Here is a 26,055-nt window from a genome sequence, read left to right as displayed (position 1 = left end):
CCGCGCTGCTGATAATCACGGCTTTTGTTTACATGCGTTATTTCCATCCCTTTCCCAAAGATACCTGATCCCCAAGTTTCTTACCAGTCAATCCATACCCTCTTCTCTTCTCAGTAAGTCGCTATATTAGCGGCTTTTTTTGTTTGAGTAACAAAAGGATTGTGAAAAAATAAAGTCCAAATTCACCAGCTACTATTTCTCCTACTACCGCCTCCCAGCATATTTATTGCAGGCCTTTGGAAAAAAGGGACCCGTGCAGCGGAGGGATGGAATCGGACACAGGAGCGAAGCGTGAGGGTTCGTCTAAGGATACACACAAGCAACGCAGGCGGCAGATTAGACCTGAAGAAGCGAAGCGTTCGCCTTTGTCTCCGAATTTCTACACTAGTAGAAATCAATCAAGATAATTTGGAGACAACAGCGATCGGAAGGTTGGTCTGCTGCTGGAGTGCCTGGATACTTCTCCTACTACCGCCTCCCAGCATATGTATTACAGGCGTTTGGAAAAGAGGGACCCATGCAGTGGAGGGATGGAATCGGACAAAGGAGCGGAGCGTTCGCCTTTAGCACCGGATTTCCTCCTTGATAAAGGAGATTCAAGAAATCCGGGGATAACAGCGACCTATGGCCGATCCATCCCGAAGCGTCCGCAGGGTCTCCGCCGCCAACCTTTTTCCAACCAGAATGTAATAAATTTGCACATTCTTCAAATACTAACCTAAATTACGCAGTAAAGGAGTGTTCCGGATGTCCCTGACACCCACTCCAACGGTCTATGTTCGTTTACGCAGCCGTATTCGCATCCAAAGGGGCCGAAGTGTCAAGCTTGGAGATGTAGCTCACTTGCTCACCTCTCCCGAAGAACAGGAAGGAAGGCTGCTTGAGCTTGAATTGCTGCGCCCCGGACCGGAGGACGGCAATTTGATCCTCATTGATATATTGCAGATCATCCCCCAGATCCGTCGGGCCTTACCAGATGTCACCGTTGAATTGATCGGATCGGGTCATACCCTTGTTGAGGTAGTTGCGGGAAGTGGCAAGCCTTCCAAATCTCTGTTTATCCTGGTGTGGCTGCTGCTTTTCTTTGGATCAGCGTTGACCATTATGAATTTTCATGCGGACGTAAACATGCAGGAAGTTCAGATTCGAATTGTAGAGATGATTACAGGCCGCCGGGATGAGCATCCGTATCTGTTTCAGGTGGCGTATTCCATCGGGATCGGGTTTGGCATGGCCGTGTTCTTCAATCATTTATTCAAGAAAAAGTGGAATGAAGAACCTACCCCTTTGGAAGTGGAAATGTTCCTATATCAGCAAAATGTTGACAAGTATGTGGTGATTGAAGAAACTGAACGTATGCATGAAGAGGAACGCAGGGAGATGAATGCGGATGAGCGTTCTTAACGGAGCAATCAGCATTGTGCTGGGTATTGCGGGAGGGATCGCGGTCGGAAGTGGTGTGATTGCGCTTATTCTCGTGCTTGATATGATCCCAAGACTAGCTCAGCTTACGCGAACTTATGACAAAACCCATTGGTATGAAGGGGCCTTAATCGGAGGTTCGCTGCTCGGCACCGTTGCGGATTTTTGGCACTGGAAGGTGCATGGAGCACTGTTGCTTAGCCCGATCATCGGACTGTTTTGCGGTGTGTTTATCGGTCTGCTTGCGGCGGCACTGACTGAAGTATTGAATGTATTGCCAGTGCTGGCGAAACGACTAGGCATGAAATCGTATTTATTTGGATTGCTGCTTGCGATGATTTTGGGGAAGATGACAGGCTCCTTGTTTGACTTTTTTGTATACCAGCGTTGAAACGTTAGGCCTAAGGAGGATGGGAAATGGACGTAAGATCAGACAACGACGGGCATAACTCCAGCGAGGCAACATCCGAAGAGATGATGCATAAATCTCCTTATGAGATTCAGGAGGAAGAAGAGAAGAAGGCTTACGAAAAAAAGAAGCAAAATGAAATGTCTGACAGTATCGAGGAATCGGTAGAATATTGGCAGGAAAACGACGATATTTCCCCTCGTATGAGTGATAACAGATATACGCTTCAACAAGTGTTGGGACTTGGAGAGTCCTTTGATGTGAATATGAGGGAAATGGTTTTGGGTGGCAAACACGTTGGTTTGTTGCTGCTGACTGGATTTGCAAAGGATGAGATTCTGCTTGAAGTGTTAAAAAGGCTAACTTATCTTACACCGGAGCAAGTGTCTGGACATGCGCTGAAGTCATATTTCGAATGTTACATTCCTCATATTCAAGTTGAGCGAGTGGAGAAGATGAGCGCCGTCATTAACAAGGTTCTCACAGGCATGAGTGCCATGTTCGTCGAAGGGGATCGTTCCGTTATTGTTATGGATACCCGTAGCTATCCGGTACGCTCACCAGAGGAACCTTCGCTGGAGAGAGTGGTCCGTGGTTCAAGAGACGGATTTACAGAGACACTTCTGACCAACGTGGCGTTAGTACGCCGAAGAATACGGGACCCTGGGTTAAAGTTTGAAATTATGCAGGTCGGACGCAGATCGCAAACGGATGTCTGCGTTGTGTATATTGATGATATCGTGGACAAGGTTCAGGTAGATTCCGTTCGTGAAAAAATCAAACGAGTAAATATTGACGGTATCCCTGCCGCCGATAAGCAGCTTGAAGAAGCGATTATTAACAAGGGCTGGCACCCGTATCCGTTGGTTCGGTATTCGGAACGACCGGATGTGACAGCTTCCCATCTGATGGACGGACGAGTTGTTGTTTTTGTAGATACTTCACCCAGTGTAATGATTCTACCCACGACCTTTTTTGACCTATGTGAGCATGCGGAAGAGAACAGACAGACCGCTTTTATGGGAACCTATCTGCGCTGGGTACGATTTGGGGGTATTCTGATTTCACTTTTCCTGTTGCCGTTGTGGTTGCTGATGGTTATTGACCCTGCCATTAAGCCAGCAGGAATGGAGTTCATCGGCCCTCACGAGAATGCACAGCTTCCGCTGATTCTGCAGTTCCTGCTTATTGAATTCGGGGTGGATTTATTGCGGATGGCAGCAGTCCATACCCCGACGCCACTCGCTTCGGCCATGGGTTTGATTGCGGCCATTTTAGTCGGGGATATCGCCGTGAAAACAGGTTATTTTGTAAATGAAGTTGTACTTTACATGGCGATTGCCGCCATTGGAATGTTTGCAACACCTAGTTATGAGCTTGGTTTGGCGAATCGATTGGTCAGGTTGTTTTTGCTCGTTGCTGTGGCGATATTCAAGGTACCCGGATTCGTTGTCGGGACGACCTTCATTATTGTGGCGCTCACCTTGCATCGCTCCTACAACTCTTCGTATCTCTGGCCATTCATACCGTTTAATGCAAAGGCTTTGGGTAACTTTTTATTCCGTTTGCCACTGTTGGAGAATAAAAAACGTCCTTCGATCAACAAAACGCGTGACAATACCAAAATGGACAGTGATCCGGACGGGGAACTGCAAAAAAGTAAAAAACACAAATGATCTGCCGAAAAATCCATTCTTCTCATTCACTAATTTGATATACTGGTGTAAAATCATTGGAATAACAGCTGTTCCAGTATATAAAAAGTGAGGAATGCAGATATGTATTTACATGGTACAAGTAAAATAAATGCACAGGGACATCTGGAAATTGGCGGAGTCGATACTACCGTCCTGAAAGAACAATTTGGAACTCCCCTGTATGTTGTGGACGAGCAATTAGTTCGTGAGCGTTGCAGAGAGTACATGGAAGCGTTCCGTGCTTCAGGCCTGGGTTTCCAGGTTGCTTATGCAAGTAAAGCATTCTGCGTAATGGCTATGTGTGCCCTTGCTGCGGAAGAAGGACTTTCCCTGGATGTAGTATCCGATGGTGAATTGTTCACGGCACTACAAGCCGGTTTTCCGGCAGAGCGTATTCACTTCCACGGTAACAACAAAACATTGGAAGAGATCGAAATGGCGCTTGATGCAGAGATTGGCTGCTTCGTTGTGGATAACTTCAATGAACTGCACTTGCTACAAGCTGTAGCCGCAGACAAAAATCGGAAAGTTAACATTTTGCTGCGTGTGACTCCTGGTGTTGAAGCGCATACGCATGAATATATCTCGACAGGGCAAACGGATTCCAAATTTGGATTCGATATCGGAAACGGAACCGCATTTGAAGCCATTGAATTGGCTTCCAAACAATCGAACTTAGTTTTACTCGGTGTGCATTCACACATCGGATCACAAATTTTCGAAGTTGAAGGTTTCCAAATGGCAGTTCAACGCGTTGCTGAGTTTGCAGCAGCTGTGTATGAGCGTCTTAACGTGGCATTCAAAGTGGTTAATCTGGGTGGTGGCTTCGGTATCCGCTATATTGATGGAGATACACCGCTTGAAGTTTCACAATACGTGAAAGCTATCACGGATGCGGTGAAAAATCATTTTGCTCAAATCGGCTATGCCGTGCCTGAGATCTGGGTTGAACCAGGCCGCAGCATCGTAGGTGAAGCGGGAACAACACTTTACACCGTTGGAACAAGCAAAGATATTCCAGGGGTTCGTAAATACGTAGCTGTGGATGGTGGAATGACAGACAATCCACGTCCAGCGCTGTATGAGTCCAAATATGAAGCTGTATTGGCAAACCGTGCAAATGAGGCAGCTCAGGAAACGGTATCTGTTGCTGGTAAATGTTGTGAGAGCGGCGATATGTTGATCTGGGATTTGGACCTGCCTAAAGTACAGAGCGGCGATCTGCTCGCAGTAGCTTGCACTGGCGCGTACAACTACTCCATGGCAAGCAACTATAACCGGATTCGTCGTCCGGCAGTTGTATTTGTTAAAGACGGTCAGGGGGATGTTGTCGTACGCCGTGAGACGTATCAGGACATCATCCAGAATGATCTGGTACCTGAGCGTATTGCAAAACAGCCAGTTACCCGTTAATTTAAGTTCAAATAGCGGAGCTCTATATGAAGAAGACAAAAAAGGACACTCCTTTTTTGTCTTCTTTTGCATCTTTAGGGCCGGATTTTGAAAAAAATCTTGCTGATTATTTTGCGATCAATCCATTTTCGGTGTACACTAAGAAAAGTGCTATAAAGCTTGGCCCAGGGTCATGCGTTCTGGCACCATTAACGATGGTCAATACGAAAGGAGTCATTTACATATGGCGAAACAAGCGAAAATCAAAATGGCAAACGGCGGAGAAGTTGTAATCGATTTGTTCGATCAAGAAGCTCCAAACACAGTAGCAAACTTTGAGAAACTGGCTAACTCCGGTTTCTACAATGGTCTTGTATTCCACCGTGTTATTCCGGGCTTTGTAGCTCAAGGCGGATGCCCTAACGGTTCCGGTGCAGGCGGCCCAGGTTACACAATCAACTGTGAAATCAACCCGAACAAACATGAGCGTGGAACATTGGCTATGGCGCATGCAGGCCGTAACACAGGCGGAAGCCAGTTCTACATCTGCTACCAACCGCAACCGCATTTGGATGGACAACATACTGTATTTGGTAAAGTAACCAAAGGTATGGAGTTCGTAGACGCTTTCGAAGGTCGCGACAAAATGGAAACTGTTGAAGTAGTAGAAGCTTAATCAATAACCGTATGTAGACCGTTTCGCAATTAGCGAAGCGGTTTTTGTTTACACTTAAGCTTATTAAAAGTTAGTATGTGACAAAAAGGAACAAAAAACAATTGATTTTTTGACGTTAAAGTGCTAACATCCAATTAATAACGCAACGAATCCTTCAGGGCAGGGTGTAATTCCCTACCGGCGGTGATGCAGTATGTGAGGATATCTATCCAGCATTGATGCAAAGTCCGTGACCCGTCTGCCTATGGCAGATGGCTGATCTGGTGTAATTCCAGAACCGACAGTATAGTCTGGATGGGAGAAGGAGAGGGTGCAGTCCTTAGGGGCCGCATTCCGCAGGAGTGTTGCTGTACAGTTTTTGACGAATTCATTTCCTGTGCAGGGAGAAATCCGGTTACTTCTGGAAATCTTCATACATATGCCACATCATAGAAGCTCTTTACCTGTAATTGAAGTTCATTAAGGTATGTGTCTGCTTTCACTTGCCTGAAATGAAGTTTTGGGCGATGTTTTGTTGGCAATGTATCAATAGTACTGCTGGTGACACATGTCTCTCATCATCCCCATCGAACGGTTTGTTCGACGGGGATTTTTTATTGGATATGGAACATGCCTCTCTGTTGGAAGGGAGGTCTATAACTAAGATTTTAACCGTGGGGTGAACGGACTTGGAAATGATTAATGATGAATTTTATATGGCGCTGGCACTGGATATGGCAGAGCGGGCACAAGGACAGACCGGAATCAATCCGGTAGTAGGTTGTGTCGTTGTAAAAGAAGGACGTATCGTGGGCCTCGGAAGTCATCTCAAACGGGGAACGGGTCATGCAGAGGTTCATGCGCTGAACATGGCGGGCAGTGATGCTGAAGGCAGTACAGTATACGTTACGCTTGAACCCTGTAGCCATTATGGCAAGACTCCACCATGCAGTGAACGTCTCATTCATGAGAAAGTAAAACGTGTCGTCGTATGTTGCGAAGATCCGAATCCGCAAGTCTCCGGCAGAGGGATCAGCATGCTGCGTCAACAAGGGATCGAAGTTGAAGTTGGAGTGCTGCGAGAGCGTGGAAGACGGATGAACGAGAAATTCATCAAATACATTACAACAGGTCTCCCCTTTGTAACTTTGAAGACGGCCTCTACTCTGGATGGCAAAATCGCTACGCGTAGCGGTGACAGCAAATGGATCTCTAACGAGTCAGCTCGCGAGATAGTACACGCGCTTCGCCACCGCCATCAAGGAATTATGGTTGGTGTGGAAACGGTCATTGCAGACAATCCCGAACTCACGACTCGTTTGCAAGTGGAAGGGATCAGCCCAGTACGAATCGTGGTCGATTCCAAGCTACGTCTGCCTGTAGGAGCGAAAATGGTCAAGGATGGCCTTGCACCAACTTGGGTGCTTACAACGGATGAGGCGAGCCCTGAAGCGGCTGAGCGGCTGGAAGCCTATGGGGTGGAGATTATACGTTGTGGTCCAGGACCACGTGTTGATCTGCTGAGCGCACTCAGCAAACTTGGTGAGCGTGAAATTGGTTCGATTCTGCTTGAAGGCGGAGGTACTCTGAATGGTGCGATGCTGGAAGCCCGGTTGGTAGATCGACTGCTCATGTTCATTGCTCCGAAAATTGTCGGAGGATACGAAACACCAGGCAGTTTCCGCTTCGAGGGTGTAGAGCGCATGAGTCAGGCAATTCAATTGCATCAGCTGGAAATTGAGCAAGTTGGAGATAATATTAGCATTGGCGGAATTCCGGTTTGGCCTGAATAAATGAATTAACGATAACGAAATAAATAAAGGAGGCGGTAGCATGTTTACCGGTTTGGTGGAAGAAGTCGGTCAGATCCGGCGCATAGGTCGGAAAGGCGAAGCGATGGTCCTGAATATCGGAGCTTCCGCCATCATGAACGACTTGAAGATTGGCGATAGTGTAGCTGTAAACGGGGTATGCTTAACTGCGACAACCCTGGAGGGTGGCGGGTTTACTGCCGATGTGATGCCCGAGACATATCGACATACCAATCTTAGTCAATTGCAATCAGGCAGCAAAGTTAATCTGGAGCGAGCTATGCTGTCAGGTGGTCGTTTTGGCGGGCATATCGTTCAGGGCCATGTCGATGGCACTGGGGTCATTGGCAGCATTACACGTGACCAGAATGCAATTGTTTTCGAGATCAAACCTGATGATACGCAGCTGTTCAAATATCTGATACCCAAAGGGTCTGTAACCCTGGACGGAATTAGTCTGACCGTTGTGCATACTTCACAGTCCGCATTCACTGTATCCATTATTCCACACACCATTGGTGAGACCGTATTAAATGTGAAAAAGACGGGTGATACCATCAATATTGAATGTGATATTTTGGGCAAATATGTGGATCATCTGCTGAACTATGGTAAGGGACATCAGGAGACAGGTGCGGGCAAGCCGAGAAGTATCAGTGAGGATTTCCTCGCTAATCACGGATTTGCTTAACAAATCGTAATTGATTAACTACAAATATAAATTGAAATAGAAACTGGAGGGGGACCTATGTCAGAGAAATCCATTCTGAATTCTATTGAGGAAGCCATCTACGATCTCATGCAGGGTAAACCGGTTATTGTGGTGGATGATGAGGATCGGGAGAATGAAGGCGACTTTATCGCATTGGCGGAAAAGGCTACACCTGAAGTGATCAATTTCATGATTACCGAAGGCAGAGGTCTGGTGTGTGTTCCCATTACGCAGCAACGTGCCGATGAACTCAACCTGAAACCTATGGTCCAGCAAAATACGGACTTTCATGGGACGGCTTTTACCGTCTCTGTAGATCATAAAGATACCACAACGGGCATCTCGGCTCATGAACGCTCCATTACAGTTAAGGGTCTAATTGATCCCGAAGCGAAAAGCGGAGATTTCCGCAAGCCGGGCCACATGTTCCCACTTATTGCTAAAGATGGCGGTGTGCTACGACGCGCGGGCCATACGGAAGCGGCTGTAGATCTCGCCATTATGTGCGGTTCCTATCCGGCAGGTGTAATCTGTGAAGTGATCAAGGAAGATGGCACGATGGCCAGACTTCCGGATCTACAGGAGATCGCCCGTAAGCATGATCTGAAGTTGATCAGCATCCAGGATATGATTCGGTACCGTAATGAGAAGGAGCAGTTGGTTAAACGCGAAGTAGCTGTACGTATGCCAACGGACTTTGGTGAATTTCAGGCGGTGGCCTACACCAATGCGGTGGACAACAAGGAGCACGTTGCGTTGGTTAAAGGGGAAATAGACGGATCTAAACCTGTATTGGTTCGCGTACACTCCGAATGTCTCACAGGGGATGTATTCCATTCTCATCGATGCGACTGTGGTCCACAATTCGATGCAGCATTGAAACAAATTCATGACGAAGGCAATGGCGTCCTGCTCTATATGAGACAGGAAGGACGAGGCATTGGACTGATCAACAAACTCAAAGCCTACAAACTGCAAGAGGAAGGTCTGGACACCGTGGATGCCAATCTGAAGCTTGGGTTTGCTGCCGATCTTCGAGATTACGGTATTGGTGCCCAAATTCTTAAGGATCTTGGCGTTCGTCAAATTCGCTTGTTAACCAACAATCCACGCAAAATTAAAGGGCTTGAAGGGTACGGGCTTGAAGTGGTGGAACGAGTTGCCATTCAAATGGAAGAGAATGAGGATAATACGGTCTACTTGCACACGAAGCAGGCGAAACTCGGCCATATGCTAAAATTCGACGATATCGAGCAGAATGAAGAAAAAAACTGAGTAGCTTTTCTGAGGTTAAACAGGGTGAACTAGTTTCCAAAGATCAGTTGCGTACATCATATAATACAATTAGGGAGATGACTTGAATGCCACACTTTTTTGAAGGACATTTGGTATCAGAAGGATTAAAATATGGAGTAGTCGTAGGACGTTTTAACGAGTTCATTACAAGCAAATTGCTCAGCGGAGCACTGGATGCGTTCAAACGTCACGGTGTACAAGATGATGAAGTGGATGTAGCTTGGGTTCCAGGAGCCTTTGAAATCCCGTTGATTGCCCAAAAAATGGCTGAAAGTGGCAAATATGATGCTGTCATTACGTTGGGGACGGTTATCCGTGGCTCAACAACACATTATGATTATGTGTGCAATGAGATGGCTAAGGGTGTAGCCGCAATTAACCTGAAAACAGGCGTACCTACAATCTTCGGCCTGGTTACAACAGAGAATATTGAACAAGCCATTGAGCGCGCTGGAACAAAGGCAGGAAACAAAGGCTGGGATTCAGCTACTGCAGCAATTGAAATGGCGAACTTGACGAAACAGCTAAAATAGTGCTTATTTAATATAGTGCCCTGCTCTGCGCAGACGAAAACGGGAGACCGGATTCGGCGGCTTAGCAGGGGTTTTTATTTTTCTGGCGGGAGGATTCGTCTAGTGACGGTAGTTACATACAAACTGGAGACTTTTGAAGGGCCTTTGGATCTGCTGCTTCATCTGATCGATAAGGCAGAGATTCATATCCAGGATATTCCCATCAGCGATATTACCGATCAATATATGGCGTATCTGCATTCGATGCAGGAGCTGGAGCTGGATATTACGAGTGAATTTCTGGTAATGGCGGCAACACTTCTGTCAATCAAGAGCAAACTATTACTGCCCAAACCACCGGTAATCGAGGACTTTGAGGATTATGCATATATGGAAGATGAAGATTATGATCCACGTGCAGAACTGATTGCGCGTCTGATTGAATATCGCAAATACAAGGGAATTGCGCGTCATTTGCACGAACGGGAGTGGGAACGCAGCCTTATTTTCTCCAAAGAGCCCGAGGATTTGCGGCCATATATGCCTGTAGAAGCACAATCGAATCCGGTCGAGGGTTTGCATACCTCGGATCTGATTGCAGCCTTCCAGAAGGCGCTACGTAAGGCGGAGAAGCGGACAACCGTGACTCGGATCCAGCGGGATGAAATCTCGGTTAAGGATCGTATTCGTGATGTCATCGGCGCGTTGGAAAGTATGGGACCTGGGGGCAGACTGTTATTCTCCAAGTTGCTGGATAATCAAATTTATAGGCATGAGATTGTCGTAACTTTTCTGGCGGTGCTGGAGCTGATGAAGATGAAGCAGATTGTCTGTTATCAGGAGCGGATGTTTGAGGATATCGTTATGGAGTGGAGAGGGGAAACAAAGAATCATGGATTTTCCGAAATTGAAATCGATTATTGAAGGCCTGCTGTTTTTGTCCGGAGAAGAAGGTCTGAGTATCAAACAAATCGCCGAGATCGTGGATCAGCGAGCCGAACTGGTATCGGATGCGATTGAGGAAATGATCGCTGAATTTGCCAAGCAGGGACGAGGCGTACAAATTCTTAAAATTGCAGGGGTAGTCCAACTGGGTACCTTGCCGGAACATGCGGCTTATTTTGAGAAATTGGCTTATTCACCTGCACGTACATCTTTATCCCAGGCGGCTTTGGAGACGCTCGCTATTGTGGCGTATCGTCAGCCTATCACACGGGTGGAGATTGAAGAGATCCGTGGCGTAAAATCCGAACGTGCTATCCATACCCTAGTGAACAAGGATCTCATTCAGGAAGTGGGACGGGCTGAGGCAATTGGACGCCCAATCCTTTATGGCACTACCAAGTCTTTCTTAGATTACTTTGGTTTGGCTTCGCTCAAAGATCTGCCGGAGCCGGGGTTGTTTGAAGATTCCGAAAACCTGGAAGAAGAAACACAGCTGCTCTTTGAAAAATTGGACGTGCAGCATGTGGACCTGGATAGTACAAATCTCGAAGATGATGCAAATTCAAACGATATTAATAACGAAGATGATCCTTCGAACTCATAACTTTGCAGTCTGGATCGATTCAAAACCGGTACCCTTTCGGGGTGCCGGTTTTTTTGGCGTGGTATGTGGAATGGATTGCAAGGGAGCGTTCAAAGATTAAATGGAATTTTCAGGTCAGACGTGAATTTTTTCCTATATAGAGTGTCATACTAGACGAGAAAAGAATTGAGGGCTTGGAGGTAAGGCCTGTGTGGATTTGGCTTGGAGGAATCGGCTTGTTGATCGCACTGCTTCTTGTCGCAGTCCTCATCTCGTATGTTCATGTGCATTTTACATTCAAGAAACACAATCACGATGATTATGCCAAGATTACGGTTCGTCTGCTATATGGCATTGTGCGTATTAACTATGAAATTCCTAGTATTGTCTTTCGTAATATGAAGGAAGGTTTTTTGGTGAAAACGGAGCAGCGAATGAATCATTCGAGGGGGGAAGCCCAGAGCAGTGAGCGTGTTAACAAACGTAAAGTCAAAAAATGGGCTAAGGACGTAAAAATCATGCTCAGGGCAACGGAAGCATTAAAGCTCTGGATCAAGCAAACGCTCACTCGTGTACATATGACTCATCTGTCCTGGTCTACTCGTATTGGCGTCGGCGATGCAGCATATACGGCTGTTCTCATAGGTTGGGTGTGGAGTATCAAGTCGATCATCATTGGATACCTCTCTTATCAAATCCGTTTTGAACAAACGCCAAAGTTACAAGTTGTACCGGTGTGGGAAGACGAGATGGAGTTCCAAACCGAACTGGATTGGAAACTAAAGATCCGGATTACAGCAGTCATGATCGCAGGACTTACGTTGTTAACCCGAGTGCTTCAAGTAGAGGGAGGATGGCGGATGTGGTTCAAACTCTTACAAGAGCAACGACGCAAACGCAAGCTGAAGCTGAAGAAACAACACAGTAAATCACAAATATAAGTATATGTATTTATTGTCCCCGTGTTATATAGATTTCATGAAGATAACTGCGGGTGGAACGGAACTATGCACCTTGGCTGCTCCTTGGCTAGATCATTTCGTTAGTTAAGAAGAAACAGAGTATTCGAAAAATTTTCCACAGTTTGCTTGCAACTGCCGGGTTATATTTTGCCGAGTCAGCGGCTTGAAGTATTGAGGTTTAGTTAAATGGCTGGCTTACATAAGTCCCTTCAAGTTTGGGGATGATATGGTTAGATCAAACCTAGCTTAAATTGAAACTGGAGGGAATTTAAATGTCAGATCATCCAATTCAAGGCTTAATGGAAACCGCAATGGAAAATATCAAGGCCATGGTGGATGTCAATACAATCGTGGGTGATGCGGTCGAAACACCTGATGGTACTGTGATTTTGCCGATCAGTAAAGTAGGATTCGGATTCGCTGCGGGTGGCAGTGATTTTCATGTAAGTGATGGAAGCGGCAAAGGTGGAAGCGGTGGTAGCAGCGGAAACAGTACTACTGAACATTCCAGCTCCGCATCGGTTGCCTCGCCATTTGGAGGCGGAAGCGGGGGCGGCGTATCCATTCGTCCTATCGCGTTCCTGGTGGTTGGAAAACAAGGCGTTCACATCGTTCCGCTTGATAACTCAACGCATCTGTTCGAGAAATTGATCGATTCCACACCGTATGTGATGGATAGAATTCAGGACATGTTCCGCAATCGTAATACAGCCCAACCGGCAGAGTCCGGCATTCCTGTCACACCTGATCCTTCTACGTACAGCTAAATAATGATTCGGTTAAGATCCCTTCCGCAGCATGTGCGAGAGGGATTTTTGCTGTTTGCTAACACTGGGACATACTTCGGGTTGTCCTGTCATAAGCTAGTACAAGATTCCAAGTGACCCGGAGGAATGAATCGATGCGAAAATTAATGAAATTTATGGCATGCATGCTTGTACCCTTGTTTTTGTTTCCCTCTTTTGGACTTGCTGAAGCCCAGGGAACCATACCTGGCCCCTCAAATCATGCGCAAAGCGCTGCTCTCATTGATGTGACGTCGGGCCGAATATTGTACAGCAAGGACGGGGATAAGGAACTCAGAATTGCCAGCTTGACCAAAATCATGACAGCAATTGTTGCGATTGAACACGGTAAACTGGATGACAAAGTAAAGGTAACTTCTTCGTCTTTTGCCAAAGAAGGGTCATCCATTTATCTCAAGCTGGGTGAAGAAATGACGCTGGAAAACATGCTGTATGGGCTCATGCTTCGATCAGGTAACGATGCGGCCTCGGCGATTGCTGAACATGTCGGTGGATCTGAAGAAGGCTTCGTGTTATTAATGAACAAAAAGGCAGAGCAAATTGGTCTGACCCACTCCCATTTTATGAATCCCCATGGACTTGACGCAGACGGTCACTACTCTACCGCCAATGATCTGGCACGCCTAACCGCGTATGCGCTCAAGAATCCGGTATTCAAACGAATTGTAGCTACGGAGAACAAATCGGCCCCAAATCCGAATGAGAGCTGGGAGTACTCCTGGCAAAACAAAAATAAAATGCTGCGATTGTACGAGGGAGCCGATGGCGTAAAGACCGGATATACCAAAAAAGCGTTCCGTTGTCTGGTCAGCTCTGCTACTCGCAATGGACAACAGCTTGCTGCGGTAACCCTGAACGATGGCGACGACTGGAATGACCATGCACGTATGCTGGATTTCGGTTTTGAAAACTTCCCTTTGGTGGAAATTGCAAAAAAAGAACAGCCTGTACAAAACACGGATGTGGTCACAGGCCGCGGGTTCACCTATCCTCTGGCGAAGAGTGAGACATCCTCATTGACGAAAAAGCTGATTTTACTCGATAAGCGTGTCCAAGAGAGTACAGAGGGAGATGCAAAAACGACTGATCCTACTTTTGGACTGGCCGGCCGAATTGATATGCAGCTTGATGGGAAACTTGTGGGTTCAATTCCTGTGTATCGCAAAGGAAGTTATATTCCGCCAGAGGCGAAGACAGAGGATGCAACTCTGGGGGGTATCGGTGAAATTTCTACCTGGGCTTCCGCATGGCGTGCAGTATTAAGCCATTTGTTATCTCCATAATGAGGGGAGGGTTATCTTTTGATCAATCTAATCTGGCTTCTCATGATTGTAACTGGATTTGCTTTTGCAGCAGCACAGGGGAAAATTGAAGTTGTTACCCAAGCGGCTTTTGATGGAGCAGCAACCGGAGTAACGGTATGTTTTGGGCTGATCAGTGTGCTCGTGTTCTGGATGGGGATGATGAAAATGGCTGAGGATGCAGGGCTCTTGGGACGAATCGCAAAGCTACTGGGTCCGGTTGTTGGCTTCTTGTTCCCGGATGTTCCACGGAATCATCCAGCCATGGGCTACATTTTATCCAACATGAGTGCCAATCTGCTCGGCCTAGGCAATGCGGCAACCCCAATGGGGATCAAAGCCATGCAGCAACTGCAAGAGCTGAATCCGGATAAACAAACGGCTTCCCCTGCCATGTGCACGCTGCTGGCTCTGAATACAGCGAGTATCACCATTATTCCAACAACCCTGATAGCCATTCGGCTTAATTATCATTCTGCGAATGCCACGGAAATTGTTGGCACCACGCTAATGGCAACCATTATTGCGACATTTGCAGCCATCGTAGCCGATCGCTGGTATCGAAACAGGGCACTTCACAGGCCGCCGCGTGTACATAAAAGTGACAATCCCGGTATGAAAGGATGAGCAAAGTTGTTAACCTTCATCAACTGGATTTCCGTCTGGGCCATTCCGGTTATCATCGCGTTTGTTCCATTATATGCGTTTACCAAAAAGGTCCCGGTCTACGAATCCTTTGTTGATGGGGCCAAAGATGGCTTCTCTACGGCAATTAGCATTATTCCCCATCTGGTAGGTATGATGGTAGCGATCAGTGTATTCCGTGCTTCCGGTGCATTGGATTATGTGATCAGCCTATTCGCACCACTTGTGTCCTGGATGGGGGTTCCGGGAGAAGTATTGCCACTCGGTATTTTGCGTCCATTAACCGGGACAGGCTCGCTTGCCTTTACGACTGACCTGATTAAAACCTATGGCCCCGACTCGATGATTGGCCGCATGGCTTCCACGATTCAAGGAAGTACGGATACAACCCTATATGTATTGACTGTTTATTTTGGAGCCGTAGGCATACGTAATGGTCGCTATGCGCTCAAAGTAGGGTTGTTTTCCGATGTAGTTGGTTTCATTGCCGCCTTGGTCATTTGTTTGATTGTATTTGGTTAAAAATATGCCCTCTCCTTCCGATATACGAATTATGCTAGAATGATAGCGGAGGAGAGTGAGAACCATGCAAAAGAGTTGGAAACGAATGCTCCGCTTTGGAATGTCAGGCATGCTTGCCATTGCGTTGCTTGCAGGACAGACGGGGTTGGCTGCGGCTCAAGCCGTTAATACGATTCATTTTACGGGTTACTTCGATAAACAACTACGTGCTCAGTTGGCCGTTACAGCGGATTCTTTTCCAGTTGTGAACGTACGTCTGGTCAAGCAGGATGAACCCGATTCAGTATATTATGATGTAGGTACATCTATACTGATCTCCAAAGATGAGGTGCTAACCAACTATCATGTCGTTCAGGATTATGCTGAACTGTCTGATGGGGATGAAGGCACACTTACTGTAGCAAGCCCAGGTCATCTGGACAAGCCGGTTAAAGCCAAAATCGTTAAAACAGATCCGGTGACAGATATGGCATTGCTGAAGCTGGACAAAGAAATCGATGCACAACCGGTGACGTTTGCAAATGCCAAAGATAATCAAATTGTCTATACCATCGGATTTCCTAAAAATTCTGCCGGGGAACTTGTGCTGTTGGACGAAGATTTCCCTTCAACTTATAATACAATTGCCAAGAGCCGAGTATTTAATTCACAAGATTCGGACGTTCCAGGCAAGAAGGGCATTGGAAGTATCGTAAAATCAGTGGCACAAGGCAATTCAGGTGGCCCTGTTCTGGACCAGAACAATCGGGTTATTGGCATGATGACCTTTGTATACGGAGGACGTACTTATTATATTACTTCCAAAACGTTGCAATCCTTCATTAAAGAAAGTGCAACCCCTGCGAAAAAACAGGTCGTTGTTGCAGGTAAAGTAGCCAATTAACCTTATGCTTATTGCAGTGGTTACATACGATTGAAAGTGAACGGCTCACCTTAACGCTCCTGTCGCATACAGGTAGTGAGAGGGTGAGCTTTTTTGGTCTAAATACTTAGCTAAATGCAGCTCTAAAGGTGTTTACAACCCCTGCATTTACAAAATCGATGGATTATCCTTGTGATTTCCGGCCTTGATGGGTATCATTAGTGTGAGGTGACATGACAAACATGGAAAGATTACAAAAAATTATCGCACAGGCAGGCATTGCATCCCGCCGCAAGAGCGAGGAACTGATCCTGTCCGGCAAAGTAGAAGTTAACGGGGAGGTCGTAACCGAACTGGGTACGAAAGCGAACCCCGAAGAGGATATGATTACGGTTAATGGTAAACCGATCCGCAGTGAAAAGAAAGTGTACATGATGTTGAACAAACCGAAGGGTGTTATCACAAGTGCTTCAGACCCTGAAGGTCGGAAAATTGTATCCGACTATCTTAAAGGTGTCAAGGAACGGGTATACCCAGTGGGTCGTCTGGATTATGACACAGAAGGATTGCTCATCCTGACCAATGATGGCGAGTTTGCGCATTTGTTGACGCATCCGAAGCATCACGTACCCAAAACGTATCATGCAACCGTTAAAGGTGTTCCACATGGTTCGGCTCTGGAGAAATTAAAGACAGGCATTATGCTGGACGACGGTATGACAGCTCCGGCAGAGATTGAGTACAAAGATGTGGATACCGCAGCAAATGAATCTGTTATCTCTATTACAATTTACGAAGGGCGTAACCGTCAGGTTAGACGTATGTTTGAAGCGATTAACCATCCGGTAACACGTCTGAAACGGATTTCGTTTGGTGGTATTTTGCTTCAAAACCTGAAACGGGGACTCACACGTAATCTAACCAAAGAAGAAGTCAACAACCTGATTACGCTCGCAAAATCAGAACCCGCCAAAAAAATGAAAAAAAGGTAATGTGAGGACACATAATTTTCATAAAAGCGCCGCAGTTTTGTGACGAAATTCGCTATAATTGTTCATAGGATGTTCACAGTTATCCAAGACCGTTATATGCGAATGCTAGTCACTCAAGCTTTTTGCATAAATCCCCGGAGCGACTTTCAATCAGCAAGACTTAGATCGAAATGGTGTTATTCGTCTAAGTCTTGTACCCGGGAGCGTTTAGAATCAAATTATGCAAAATGCTGAATTAAAAGGGGAGCAGCACATGGGGAAATCAAGAAGAACGGTGCAAATCGTCATTTTGTTATTGATCCTGGTGTTGGGCGGATATGCGATTACTACATCGGTATCCGGCTCGAATGGCAAGCCAAAAGAAGGGGACAAGGCTCCTTCTTTTGAACTGCTGGGCCTGGATGGACAAGTTCATACGTCTGAGGAATACAAAGGCAAAGCCATGGTGATCAACTTCTGGGGAACTTGGTGTGAGCCTTGTGTTAAAGAGATGCCTGCGCTACAAGCGCAAGCGGACAAATGGAAGGACCAGGGTGTGCAATTTGTTGGTATCAATGTTGGGGAAGACCAGATGACCGTGGAAAATTTTGTGCGACAGGTGGGCGTTACGTTTCCGATTATGCTCGACCGTGACAAAAACTCGATCCGGGATTTCGGTATATCTCCGATGCCAACGACATTTTTTGTCTCCGACACGGGTAAAATCTCCACCATTCATATCGGTCAACTTGATTTGGACACACTTGACGCTCAAATTTCACAACTGGCGAAACAGCCCTGACAGGAGGTCTAGTCGTGTTCCAAAATACGAAATGTGAGTGCGGACACCAGAATCCGGTGGGCACTGTGCTGTGTGAAGCATGCGGCAAGCCGCTGCTGGAGGCCGAGGTCAAATCGGATGAAGTATTGGAAATGCGTTATGATGGCATGGCGCGTCGTTCGCAGCGTACGAATCCCAAAATTATTGACCGCATATGGAACTTTTTCTCATCGGTCAAAATTGCTGTTTACATGATTGTGTTTACACTTGTAGGTTCCATGCTTGGCACGATCTATCCACAAGAAAGTACATTTCTGAATATTGATCCATCCGTATATTACAAGGACACATACGGTCAGTTGGGTCATATCTATTATCTGCTGGGTCTGTCCCATACATACGAATCCTGGTGGTTTATTTTGCTACTGGTGCTGATCGGTGCTTCATTGGTCATATGCAGTCTAGACCGGGTACTTCCATTATACAAAGCGCTGAATAAACAGAAAATACGCAAACACATGCAGTTTCTTACACGTCAGCGACTGGTGTACCAAGGCTCCATAGAAGAGGCATCAGAAGACTGGATTAAGAAAGCGGTTACGCCGCTTAAAAAGAAAGGTTATCGTGTGCATACCGAGGGTACTGCATTGCTGGCTGAGAAACAGCGATTCAGTCGCTGGGGACCTTATGTTATCCATATCGGCTTGATTATCTTTCTACTGGCAGTACTGGCTCGTGGACTTCCCGGGCTGAATCTGGATGAGCATGTTGCTTTTCCCGAAGGTGAGATCAAGAAAATACCGAATACCTCCATGTATTTGAAGAATGAACAGTTTAATGTTGAGTTTTACAGTGAAGATGAGGTTCCAGAACAGTTCCGTAATCTGAACAAAACCGTTCCAAAACTGTTTGAAACCAAAGTGGTGTTGTACGAATGTACGGCAGATTGCTCGGATCCTTCGAAAAAACCTCAATTGAGCGAGGTGGACCGACATGATGTTCGAGTGAACCATCCACTGAATTACCACGGTTTGAAAGCATATCAGTTTGATTATGATCTGACACCAACAATTCGTTCGGTAACGCCTGATCTGGTCAATGCCCAGACGGGTGAGAAGTATGGAGCAATCCAAATTGCTATGGTGGATACGCATCGAACGTTTGAAGTTGGACCTTATAGTCTGAATGTGAAAGAAAAATATATGGATTTTGGGCTGGATGAAAATGGAGAGCCAAAATCAAAGTCCCCTTCGCCTAATGCGCCTGCATTTCTATTTAACATCAAGGGGCCCAATTTACCTGAAGAGGGCATGCAGTACTTGTATTTTGCGAAGCAGATAGATAAACAGCGTTTTCAACAGGACGCAATTAACAAACAGCTGAATGGAGGAGAAATTCCTTTGCAGCTAGAGGTCGATAGCATGGATAAGGTGGACATCATTCAGTCCGTGAGTTACCTCAATATCCGTATTGATAAGGCCATGCCTTTTGTATGGGTTGGAGCAGGCATCGTTATGTTGGGTCTGGTTATGGGCTTTTACTGGCACCACCGACGTATTTGGATTCGGATTGATGATGGACAACTCACCCTAGGCGGCCATACGAACAAAAACTGGTTTGGATTTAGGCGTGAGGTTGCAGCTGTGTTAAAACATATGAATGTGGAAGTGGATGAGAAGTCGTTGGATAACGGGGGGAACCAAACATGAGTTTATTGGATTTCAGCAGCGACGCATTTATCGTATCTTTTTTTCTATATTGTGCTGCATTTATGTTATATGGCGTTGCCGTCATGGGCAAGAAATGGAGTAATCGTGACCCGCAAGCTCATGTAGAACGCTGGGGAAAGCGAGCCTTTATTGCATCAACGGTTGCATTAGCTGCACATCTTATCTTCTTTGGTACACGATGGGCTGGAGCAGGCCATATACCAGTAAGTAATATGTATGAATTTATGAGTTTTCTATCCATGATGATTATGGTCGCATTTATTGTAGTTTACGCAATTTATCGAAAATCGTTGCTAGGACTATTTGCATTGCCACTAACCATCATTATTATGGCATATGCAGCCGTATTTCCTCAGGAAGTACAGCCGCTGATCCCTGCTTTGCAATCGATATGGCTTAAGATCCACGTGACGTTGGCTGCGCTTGGCGAGGCATTCTTCGCCGTAGGCTTTGCGGCAGGATTCATGTATTTGTTACGCACAGTCGATTTCAGTGGCAAAGATAAGTCATCCAGACGCCAGCGCGGATGGGTTGAGTTTACATTAATCACTATCGTCGTTGTGGTGGGGTTTATCGGGTCGGTATTTGCTTTCCGTGCATCCGGATATGAGGCGGTTTTTGTTCAGAAAACCACGAGCATTGACACAGAGGTACAGGAAAATAGTACAATAGAGAAAGTGATTTATCGCATGCCTCCTATTTTTGCACCTTACAATAGCGAAGTGGAGAGCATAAAACCGTTTCTTGGCATGAAGGAACCTTTGCTTGAGACACCTTCCTGGATGAACGGAGTTAATGCTGGACGTAAACTGAATACGGTAGTCTGGTCTTTGATTGTAGGGCTGATCTTATATGGACTTATTCGTTTAATTGTAAGAAGACCGCTTGGACAAGCTTTGCAACCGATGCTGGATGGCATTGATGCTGACGATCTCGATGAGATTAGTTACCGCGCAATTGCTATCGGATTCCCGATATTTACGCTGGGAGCATTAATTTTTGCCATGATCTGGGCTCAGATTGCCTGGAGCCGCTTCTGGGGATGGGACCCCAAAGAGGTGTGGGCACTGATAACATGGTTATATTATAGTGTGTACCTGCATTTGCGTTTGTCCAGAGGCTGGCAGGGCCGCAAGTCTGCCTGGCTTGCAGTACTTGGATTTTTGGTCGTTATGTTTACGCTCGTTGGTGTGAATTTGATCATCGCCGGGTTGCATTCATACGCAGGGGCAGACTAGGATAGGTAGTTTCGTGAAGTTCCCGAGAGAAATCCATGAAACAACATACGTAAGCCCCTACGTTCAATGGGGCATTCAAATATTGTTCGCCAGATCGAACATAATAGAAGTGATGAGGAGTTATTGCAAAGGGGCTGGAGTGGAATGGCTGAACATGAGAACCGTATACTAGTCGTGGATGACGAGGAAAGAATCCGACGGCTTTTGAAAATGTATCTCGAAAAAGAAGGTTATGAAATCGATGAAGCAGAGGATGGGGAAACTGCGCTGCGAAAAGCAACTGCAGGTGACTATGGTCTGATTTTGCTTGATGTGATGTTGCCGGGCATGGACGGCGTTGAAGTATGTACCCGTTTGCGTCAGGTGAAATCAACCCCGGTTTTGATGCTTACTGCAAAAGGCGAAGAAATTAACCGCGTTCAGGGCTTTGAAGTTGGAGCAGATGACTATGTCGTTAAACCGTTCAGTCCACGTGAAGTGATTTACCGGGTGAAGGCGATTTTGCGTCGTTCTTCTGCGACAGCTTATCTGTCTAAGGAAAGTAATTCAAGCAACAATATCGTATTTCCTCATTTGGTCATCGAACATGATGCTCACCGCGTAACTGCAGGTGGGGAAGAGATCAGTCTAACACCAAAAGAATATGAACTTTTGCATTATCTCGCGACATCTCCAGATAAAGTTTTCTCCAGAGAAGAGCTGCTGAAGGATGTATGGAATTATGAATTCTTTGGTGATCTTCGTACTGTGGATACGCATGTGAAGCGTCTTCGAGAGAAGTTAAACAAGGTTTCGCCAGAGTCAGCGGCGATGATTACGACGGTGTGGGGTGTGGGTTATAAACTGGAAGTACCGAAGTAGTTTTAGTTTCTGGAGATCGCTGGTCGGGAAGTTATGGATTACGATTATTTGCCTTGTGGGCTGTGTACTCATAGCATTGGGTCTTTTTTTGCTGCCGTATATTGATACGAATTTTGCGGAATCTGAGTCGAGAGATATCAAACGTTTGTTCACATATGTTTGTATTATCGGTTTCAGTTTGACAACCTTTTTTGCGCTGTTTCTTTTTACGAAAATTACGCAGCCGATGCAGCAGTTAATTCAGGCAGCCAATGCGATTCGAAAAGGAAACTACGGTACGCGTCTCTCCCTTGTAACGAGCGATGAGATTGGAGAATTGGGTAATACATTTAACCATATGGCTGCACAGCTGGAAGATAACATTCGCAACCTTAACCATGAGAAAGAACATCTGGCGAGCGTGCTCCGAAGCATGACCGATGCCGTAGTGACATTCGATGGTGAGGGGAAGGTTATTTTGACAAACCCACCTGGTGAGAAAATCATGCAGGCTTGGTGTGATTTGGACTGGGCACAGATGGGCGAGAGACAGGATTCGGAGAATGCTGTGAGTTCTTCACGAGAGGTACCGGAACCACTCGTTCCTTTGTTCAAAAAGGTGATGGAGCAGGGCGGCGATCAGAACTCTAACGTGCATGTGCAGCAGGGAGTCTGGTCTGTTCAGATGGCACCTTTGTACGCGGATAGTGTAGTTCGAGGCGCAGTAGCTGTGCTTCGTGACGTGACGGAGGAAGTACGACTGGAGAAGATGCGTCGTGATTTTGTCGCCAACGTATCTCACGAAATACGTACTCCGCTATCCATGATGCAAGGGTATAGTGAAGCTCTTTTGGATGGGATGGCGGCTTCCCCAGAAGAAAGTGAAGAATTAATTCAAGTGATTCATGATGAGTCTTTGCGTATGGGCAGATTGGTTAAAGATCTGCTTGATCTTGCGCGAATGGAAGCGGGTCATACAGATATGGCCGTGAAGGAAGTGGATCTGATTGAACTATTGGAGCGTGTATACAGAAAGTTCTCGGTACGTTCCAAAGAACAGGATATCCATCTTCGGTTTGAGTGTAAGCAGTCTTCCATTGAACTTCATCAGGCCGATGAGGATCGGCTTGAACAGGTATTTACCAATTTGCTGGATAATGCGTTTCGGCATACTCCCTCAGGCAAAAATGTTGTCATATCGGCAGAGCTGTTAACCGATATCCGGACACCTGTAGCTAAAGTGACTGTAAAAGATGAAGGTGTAGGCATTCCGTCTTCCGATCTGCCATTCATCTTTGAACGATTCTACAAAGCAGATAAGGCTCGTGTTCGGGGTGAAAGTGTCGGTACAGGACTGGGGCTCGCAATTGTAAAAAACATTGTAGATGCGCATCACGGTACCATTATCGTTAATAGCGTACTTGGCGAAGGTACTGAGTTTATTTTACAATTTCCGGTGGATTCATCGAAATAGCCCGATTTCATACAAAAAGTGCGAAAGCACCCTCATGCTGAGGGTGCTTTTTTGTTGAACAGTACCGTTTAATCTTGTTCAACGTGGAACAGTATGTTCACTTTTTTTGCATCAAAATATGTGTCCAAGATAAGTTTGCCTCTAATATAACATAAGCTTGAAAAGCGAAGATGTTAAAGGAGGAGTGGATTAGGCATGTCTGATGAAAGAAAAAGGGTGAATATTAAAGCTTTTTTAGAAGGAAGATCGTTTCGAGCGGGATCACCGTTCATTCCAATAACATCGAGTGAAGTGGAGCAGTTTGAATCCATTTTGAAAGCACTGGCAGTGACTATTCCTGCGGCTGTCAGTCAGCCTACAGCGTCTAATATTGTCGCGTTGCAAAATAGTTTGCGGAGTTTGCTCAACTTTGTTAATACCTCTGGTTTCCGAGCTGGAGTGAAAGCGGAGTTGCAATCCGTTCTGGAACTAACCATTGCAGGTTCTGAAGTTGTGCCTGTAGCTATTATTAATCTAGCAGGCAACTTGCAAAATTTGCTCGATGATTTATTAAGTGTGACGTTGCTTTTAGAAGTTCCTCCTACAGAAAAAGACAAACTGGTCGGGTTAATTAGATCCATATCCGTATCATTGAGTCGTGCTACAAGTTCATTTGGTACATCAGGAGCCCCTGGTCCTCCAGGTCCCCCGGGAGTTCCAGGGGTTCCGGGTGTACCCGGGGTGCCAGGTTCAGTCGGGCCAGGTGGAGCAGCTGGACCCGTAGGTCCTGTAGGTCCTGTAGGTCCTCAAGGCGTACCAGGTCCGCAGGGGTTGCCAGGAGTTGGACTGTATGATATATCCGTTTTTGATCCCGTTCAGGCACCTGGCTATGTACAAGGTCAAGTGGTTTCGTATAATGGCAGTCTTTATGTTGTTAATGTGAATGTACCCACGGGTTTACCGGGAAGTTCACCAGACTACACATTGTTTGTGTCAGGCGGAACAACAGGGGCAACAGGTGTGGGACTCGATGGTTCTGTTCCGTTTGATCCCACAGTTGCACCAACGTATCCGGCGGGTCAGGTCGTAACATTTAACGGCAGTACGTATATAACAAATGTGGCATTGCCAACGGGTACACCGGGAAGTTCACCGGATTATACTTTGCTAGCAGCGGCCGGAGCTACTGGAGCCACCGGAGAAACTGGGGCAACTGGTGTGGGACTCGATGGTTCTGTTCCGTTTGATCCCACAGTTGCACCAACGTATCCGGCGGGTCAGGTCGTAACATTTAACGGCAGTACGTATATAACAAATGTGGCATCGCCAACAGGAACTCCCGGTACTTCACCGGACTATACACTCTTGGCAGGTGCAGGACCTACAGGGGCAACGGGAGCCACCGGCATAGGTTTAAGTGGAATATTACCGTTTGATCCGGCGGTAGCACCAACCTATCCAGCGGGTCAAATAGTGACATTTGACGGTAGTACCTATATTACTAATGTAGCTTCACCAACTGGAACCCCAGGTACATCACCAGACTACACATTGCTTGCTGGCGTAGGAGCCACCGGTGCAACCGGGGCAACAGGCGTGGGCTTGAATGGAGCAGTTCCGTTTGATCCAGCAGTAGCACCAACGTATCCTGCGGGTCAAGTTGTAACTTTCGATGGCAGTACGTATATTACAAATGTAGCATCGCCAACGGGGACGCCGGGAACATCATTGGATTATACGTTGATTGCAGGCGCAGGACCAACAGGGCCTACGGGTGTAACGGGAGCGACTGGAGTAGGTTTGAGTGGGATTGTACCGTTTAATCCGGCGGTAGCGCCAACATATCCGGCAGGACAAGTGGTGACGTTTAACGGCAGCACGTATATTACAAATGTGGCATCACCAACGGGAACGCCGGGAACATCCCCGGATTACACGTTGTTGGCTGGTGTAGGAGCCACCGGTGCGACAGGGGCAACAGGTGTCGGTGTAACTGGCGAAACCGGAGATATGGGTGCAACGGGAGCCACGGGTGCAGGCCTGACCGGCGTTGTCCCATTCGACCCAGCAGTTGCACCAACGTATCCAGCGGGTCAAGTGGTGACGTTTAACGGCAGCACGTATATTGCGAATGTAGCATCGCCAACAGGCACGCCGGGAACATCCCCGGATTACACATTATTGGCTGGTGCAGGAGCCACCGGTGCGACAGGTGCAACTGGCGTCGGTGTAACGGGCGGAACCGGAGATACGGGTGCAACGGGAGCCACGGGTGCAGGCCTGACCGGCGTTGTCCCATTCGATCCAGCAGTAGCACCAACGTATCCGGCGGGTCAGGTCGTAACATTTAACGGCAGCACGTATATTACAAATGTGGCATCGCCAACAGGCACGCCGGGAACGTCCCCGGATTACACATTATTGGCTGGTGAGGGAGCCACGGGTGTGACAGGTGCAACCGGCGTCGGTGTAACGGGCGCCACCGGTCCAGGCCTGACCGGCGTCGTCCC

The 26,055-nt window shown here is 46.7% G+C and carries 24 protein-coding genes and 1 riboswitch; all 24 genes read left to right on the top strand.

What is annotated here, in order from left to right; all coding sequences use genetic code 11:
* The first annotated feature begins 747 nt into the window (after nucleotides 1-747).
* On the top strand, nucleotides 748-1,404 hold the full coding sequence (locus G3352_RS30265) for a stage V sporulation protein AA (protein ID WP_163761661.1): 657 nt from the start codon (nucleotides 748-750) through the stop codon (nucleotides 1,402-1,404).
* Nucleotides 1,391-1,813 (top strand): stage V sporulation protein AB, encoded by a 423-nt coding sequence (locus tag G3352_RS30260; protein ID WP_063565738.1) that lies wholly within the window; start codon nucleotides 1,391-1,393, stop codon nucleotides 1,811-1,813. Before G3352_RS30265 ends, G3352_RS30260 begins: the two co-directional genes overlap by 14 nt.
* An 83-nt stretch (nucleotides 1,814-1,896) precedes the next feature.
* Complete coding sequence (locus G3352_RS30255; protein WP_099858268.1) at nucleotides 1,897-3,507, top strand: spore germination protein; 1,611 nt, start codon at nucleotides 1,897-1,899, stop codon at nucleotides 3,505-3,507.
* A 102-nt stretch (nucleotides 3,508-3,609) separates the two neighbouring features.
* Entirely contained in the window at nucleotides 3,610-4,941 is a 1,332-nt protein-coding gene (lysA, locus tag G3352_RS30250; RefSeq protein WP_163761660.1) for a diaminopimelate decarboxylase, read from the top strand.
* Nucleotides 4,942-5,164: 223 nt separating this feature from the next.
* The gene (locus G3352_RS30245) at nucleotides 5,165-5,596 is read left to right on the top strand and encodes a peptidylprolyl isomerase (RefSeq protein ID WP_024630947.1); all 432 of its coding nucleotides are present in this window, start codon (nucleotides 5,165-5,167) and stop codon (nucleotides 5,594-5,596) included.
* Nucleotides 5,597-5,742: 146 nt separating this feature from the next.
* A riboswitch (FMN riboswitch) is annotated at nucleotides 5,743-5,906 on the top strand.
* A gap of 358 nt (nucleotides 5,907-6,264) precedes the next feature.
* A complete protein-coding gene (gene ribD / locus G3352_RS30240) occupies nucleotides 6,265-7,368 on the top strand; it encodes a bifunctional diaminohydroxyphosphoribosylaminopyrimidine deaminase/5-amino-6-(5-phosphoribosylamino)uracil reductase RibD (protein WP_076291914.1) in 1,104 nt (367 codons plus the stop codon).
* Nucleotides 7,369-7,408: 40 nt separating this feature from the next.
* Nucleotides 7,409-8,077: a riboflavin synthase gene (gene ribE / locus G3352_RS30235; protein ID WP_163761659.1), complete on the top strand. Its 669-nt coding sequence runs from the start codon at nucleotides 7,409-7,411 to the stop codon at nucleotides 8,075-8,077.
* Nucleotides 8,078-8,134: 57 nt separating this feature from the next.
* Nucleotides 8,135-9,373, top strand: a complete 1,239-nt coding sequence (locus G3352_RS30230) for a bifunctional 3,4-dihydroxy-2-butanone-4-phosphate synthase/GTP cyclohydrolase II (RefSeq protein ID WP_064636806.1) — start codon at nucleotides 8,135-8,137, stop codon at nucleotides 9,371-9,373.
* Nucleotides 9,374-9,459: 86 nt separating this feature from the next.
* On the top strand, nucleotides 9,460-9,927 hold the full coding sequence (gene ribH, locus G3352_RS30225; protein WP_063565743.1) for a 6,7-dimethyl-8-ribityllumazine synthase: 468 nt from the start codon (nucleotides 9,460-9,462) through the stop codon (nucleotides 9,925-9,927).
* 102 nt (nucleotides 9,928-10,029) lie between these two features.
* A complete protein-coding gene (locus G3352_RS30220; protein WP_024630942.1) occupies nucleotides 10,030-10,830 on the top strand; it encodes a segregation and condensation protein A in 801 nt (266 codons plus the stop codon).
* Entirely contained in the window at nucleotides 10,799-11,455 is a 657-nt protein-coding gene (gene scpB / locus G3352_RS30215) for an SMC-Scp complex subunit ScpB (protein WP_163761658.1), read from the top strand. The genes G3352_RS30220 and scpB overlap by 32 nt, the downstream gene beginning before the upstream one ends.
* 188 nt (nucleotides 11,456-11,643) lie before the next feature.
* Nucleotides 11,644-12,375: a DUF2953 domain-containing protein gene (locus G3352_RS31650; RefSeq protein ID WP_163761657.1), complete on the top strand. Its 732-nt coding sequence runs from the start codon at nucleotides 11,644-11,646 to the stop codon at nucleotides 12,373-12,375.
* A 293-nt stretch (nucleotides 12,376-12,668) separates the two neighbouring features.
* A complete protein-coding gene (ytfJ, locus tag G3352_RS30205) occupies nucleotides 12,669-13,163 on the top strand; it encodes a GerW family sporulation protein (RefSeq protein WP_163761656.1) in 495 nt (164 codons plus the stop codon).
* A 134-nt stretch (nucleotides 13,164-13,297) separates the two neighbouring features.
* Nucleotides 13,298-14,485 carry a D-alanyl-D-alanine carboxypeptidase family protein gene (locus tag G3352_RS30200; protein WP_163761655.1) on the top strand — a complete coding sequence of 396 codons (1,188 nt, stop codon included), beginning with the start codon at nucleotides 13,298-13,300 and terminating at the stop codon, nucleotides 14,483-14,485.
* 18 nt (nucleotides 14,486-14,503) lie between these two features.
* Nucleotides 14,504-15,130 (top strand): nucleoside recognition domain-containing protein, encoded by a 627-nt coding sequence (locus G3352_RS30195; RefSeq protein WP_063568316.1) that lies wholly within the window; start codon nucleotides 14,504-14,506, stop codon nucleotides 15,128-15,130.
* A 6-nt stretch (nucleotides 15,131-15,136) separates the two neighbouring features.
* On the top strand, nucleotides 15,137-15,670 hold the full coding sequence (locus G3352_RS30190) for a spore maturation protein (protein WP_062324415.1): 534 nt from the start codon (nucleotides 15,137-15,139) through the stop codon (nucleotides 15,668-15,670).
* Between the two features lie 64 nt (nucleotides 15,671-15,734).
* Entirely contained in the window at nucleotides 15,735-16,553 is an 819-nt protein-coding gene (locus tag G3352_RS30185; protein WP_163761654.1) for a S1 family peptidase, read from the top strand.
* Nucleotides 16,554-16,774: 221 nt separating this feature from the next.
* Nucleotides 16,775-17,524, top strand: a complete 750-nt coding sequence (locus tag G3352_RS30180; RefSeq protein ID WP_063568319.1) for a pseudouridine synthase — start codon at nucleotides 16,775-16,777, stop codon at nucleotides 17,522-17,524.
* A gap of 253 nt (nucleotides 17,525-17,777) precedes the next feature.
* A complete protein-coding gene (locus tag G3352_RS30175) occupies nucleotides 17,778-18,305 on the top strand; it encodes a redoxin domain-containing protein (RefSeq protein ID WP_163761653.1) in 528 nt (175 codons plus the stop codon).
* Nucleotides 18,306-18,319: 14 nt separating this feature from the next.
* The gene (resB, locus tag G3352_RS30170; RefSeq protein ID WP_163761652.1) at nucleotides 18,320-19,993 is read left to right on the top strand and encodes a cytochrome c biogenesis ResB family protein; all 1,674 of its coding nucleotides are present in this window, start codon (nucleotides 18,320-18,322) and stop codon (nucleotides 19,991-19,993) included.
* A complete protein-coding gene (gene ccsA / locus G3352_RS30165; RefSeq protein WP_076291923.1) occupies nucleotides 19,990-21,252 on the top strand; it encodes a cytochrome c biogenesis protein CcsA in 1,263 nt (420 codons plus the stop codon). Before resB ends, ccsA begins: the two co-directional genes overlap by 4 nt.
* Before the next feature lie 144 nt (nucleotides 21,253-21,396).
* Nucleotides 21,397-22,113 carry a response regulator transcription factor gene (locus tag G3352_RS30160; RefSeq protein ID WP_017687664.1) on the top strand — a complete coding sequence of 239 codons (717 nt, stop codon included), beginning with the start codon at nucleotides 21,397-21,399 and terminating at the stop codon, nucleotides 22,111-22,113.
* Between the two features lie 55 nt (nucleotides 22,114-22,168).
* Nucleotides 22,169-23,566, top strand: coding sequence for an ATP-binding protein (locus G3352_RS30155; protein ID WP_345940829.1), 1,398 nt, complete (start codon nucleotides 22,169-22,171; stop codon nucleotides 23,564-23,566).
* Nucleotides 23,567-23,761: 195 nt separating this feature from the next.
* The coding region (locus tag G3352_RS31370) for a collagen-like repeat preface domain-containing protein (RefSeq protein WP_240343294.1) at nucleotides 23,762-26,055 on the top strand (2,294 nt) is incomplete at its 3' end.

It is taken from the genome of Paenibacillus sp. ALJ109b (genome assembly GCF_010747435.1).
Taxonomy (GTDB): Bacteria; Bacillota; Bacilli; order Paenibacillales; family Paenibacillaceae; genus Paenibacillus; species Paenibacillus taichungensis.
The sequence above is the reverse complement of the archived record's forward strand: the minus strand, read 5'-3'. Positions and strand labels throughout refer to the sequence as shown.

Bases quoted from the DNA above. Each gene is read 5' to 3' on its own strand.
- G3352_RS30265 (WP_163761661.1), top strand. From the start codon at position 748: ATGTCCCTGACACCCACTCCAACGGTCTATGTTCGTTTACGCAGCCGT.
- G3352_RS30260 (WP_063565738.1), top strand. From the start codon at position 1,391: ATGAGCGTTCTTAACGGAGCAATCAGCATTGTGCTGGGTATTGCGGGA.
- G3352_RS30255 (WP_099858268.1), top strand. From the start codon at position 1,897: ATGATGCATAAATCTCCTTATGAGATTCAGGAGGAAGAAGAGAAGAAG.
- lysA (WP_163761660.1), top strand. From the start codon at position 3,610: ATGTATTTACATGGTACAAGTAAAATAAATGCACAGGGACATCTGGAA.
- G3352_RS30245 (WP_024630947.1), top strand. From the start codon at position 5,165: ATGGCGAAACAAGCGAAAATCAAAATGGCAAACGGCGGAGAAGTTGTA.
- ribE (WP_163761659.1), top strand. From the start codon at position 7,409: ATGTTTACCGGTTTGGTGGAAGAAGTCGGTCAGATCCGGCGCATAGGT.
- G3352_RS30230 (WP_064636806.1), top strand. From the start codon at position 8,135: ATGTCAGAGAAATCCATTCTGAATTCTATTGAGGAAGCCATCTACGAT.
- ribH (WP_063565743.1), top strand. From the start codon at position 9,460: ATGCCACACTTTTTTGAAGGACATTTGGTATCAGAAGGATTAAAATAT.
- scpB (WP_163761658.1), top strand. From the start codon at position 10,799: ATGGATTTTCCGAAATTGAAATCGATTATTGAAGGCCTGCTGTTTTTG.
- ytfJ (WP_163761656.1), top strand. From the start codon at position 12,669: ATGTCAGATCATCCAATTCAAGGCTTAATGGAAACCGCAATGGAAAAT.
- G3352_RS30200 (WP_163761655.1), top strand. From the start codon at position 13,298: ATGCGAAAATTAATGAAATTTATGGCATGCATGCTTGTACCCTTGTTT.
- G3352_RS30185 (WP_163761654.1), top strand. From the start codon at position 15,735: ATGCAAAAGAGTTGGAAACGAATGCTCCGCTTTGGAATGTCAGGCATG.
- G3352_RS30180 (WP_063568319.1), top strand. From the start codon at position 16,775: ATGGAAAGATTACAAAAAATTATCGCACAGGCAGGCATTGCATCCCGC.
- G3352_RS30175 (WP_163761653.1), top strand. From the start codon at position 17,778: ATGGGGAAATCAAGAAGAACGGTGCAAATCGTCATTTTGTTATTGATC.
- ccsA (WP_076291923.1), top strand. From the start codon at position 19,990: ATGAGTTTATTGGATTTCAGCAGCGACGCATTTATCGTATCTTTTTTT.
- G3352_RS30160 (WP_017687664.1), top strand. From the start codon at position 21,397: ATGGCTGAACATGAGAACCGTATACTAGTCGTGGATGACGAGGAAAGA.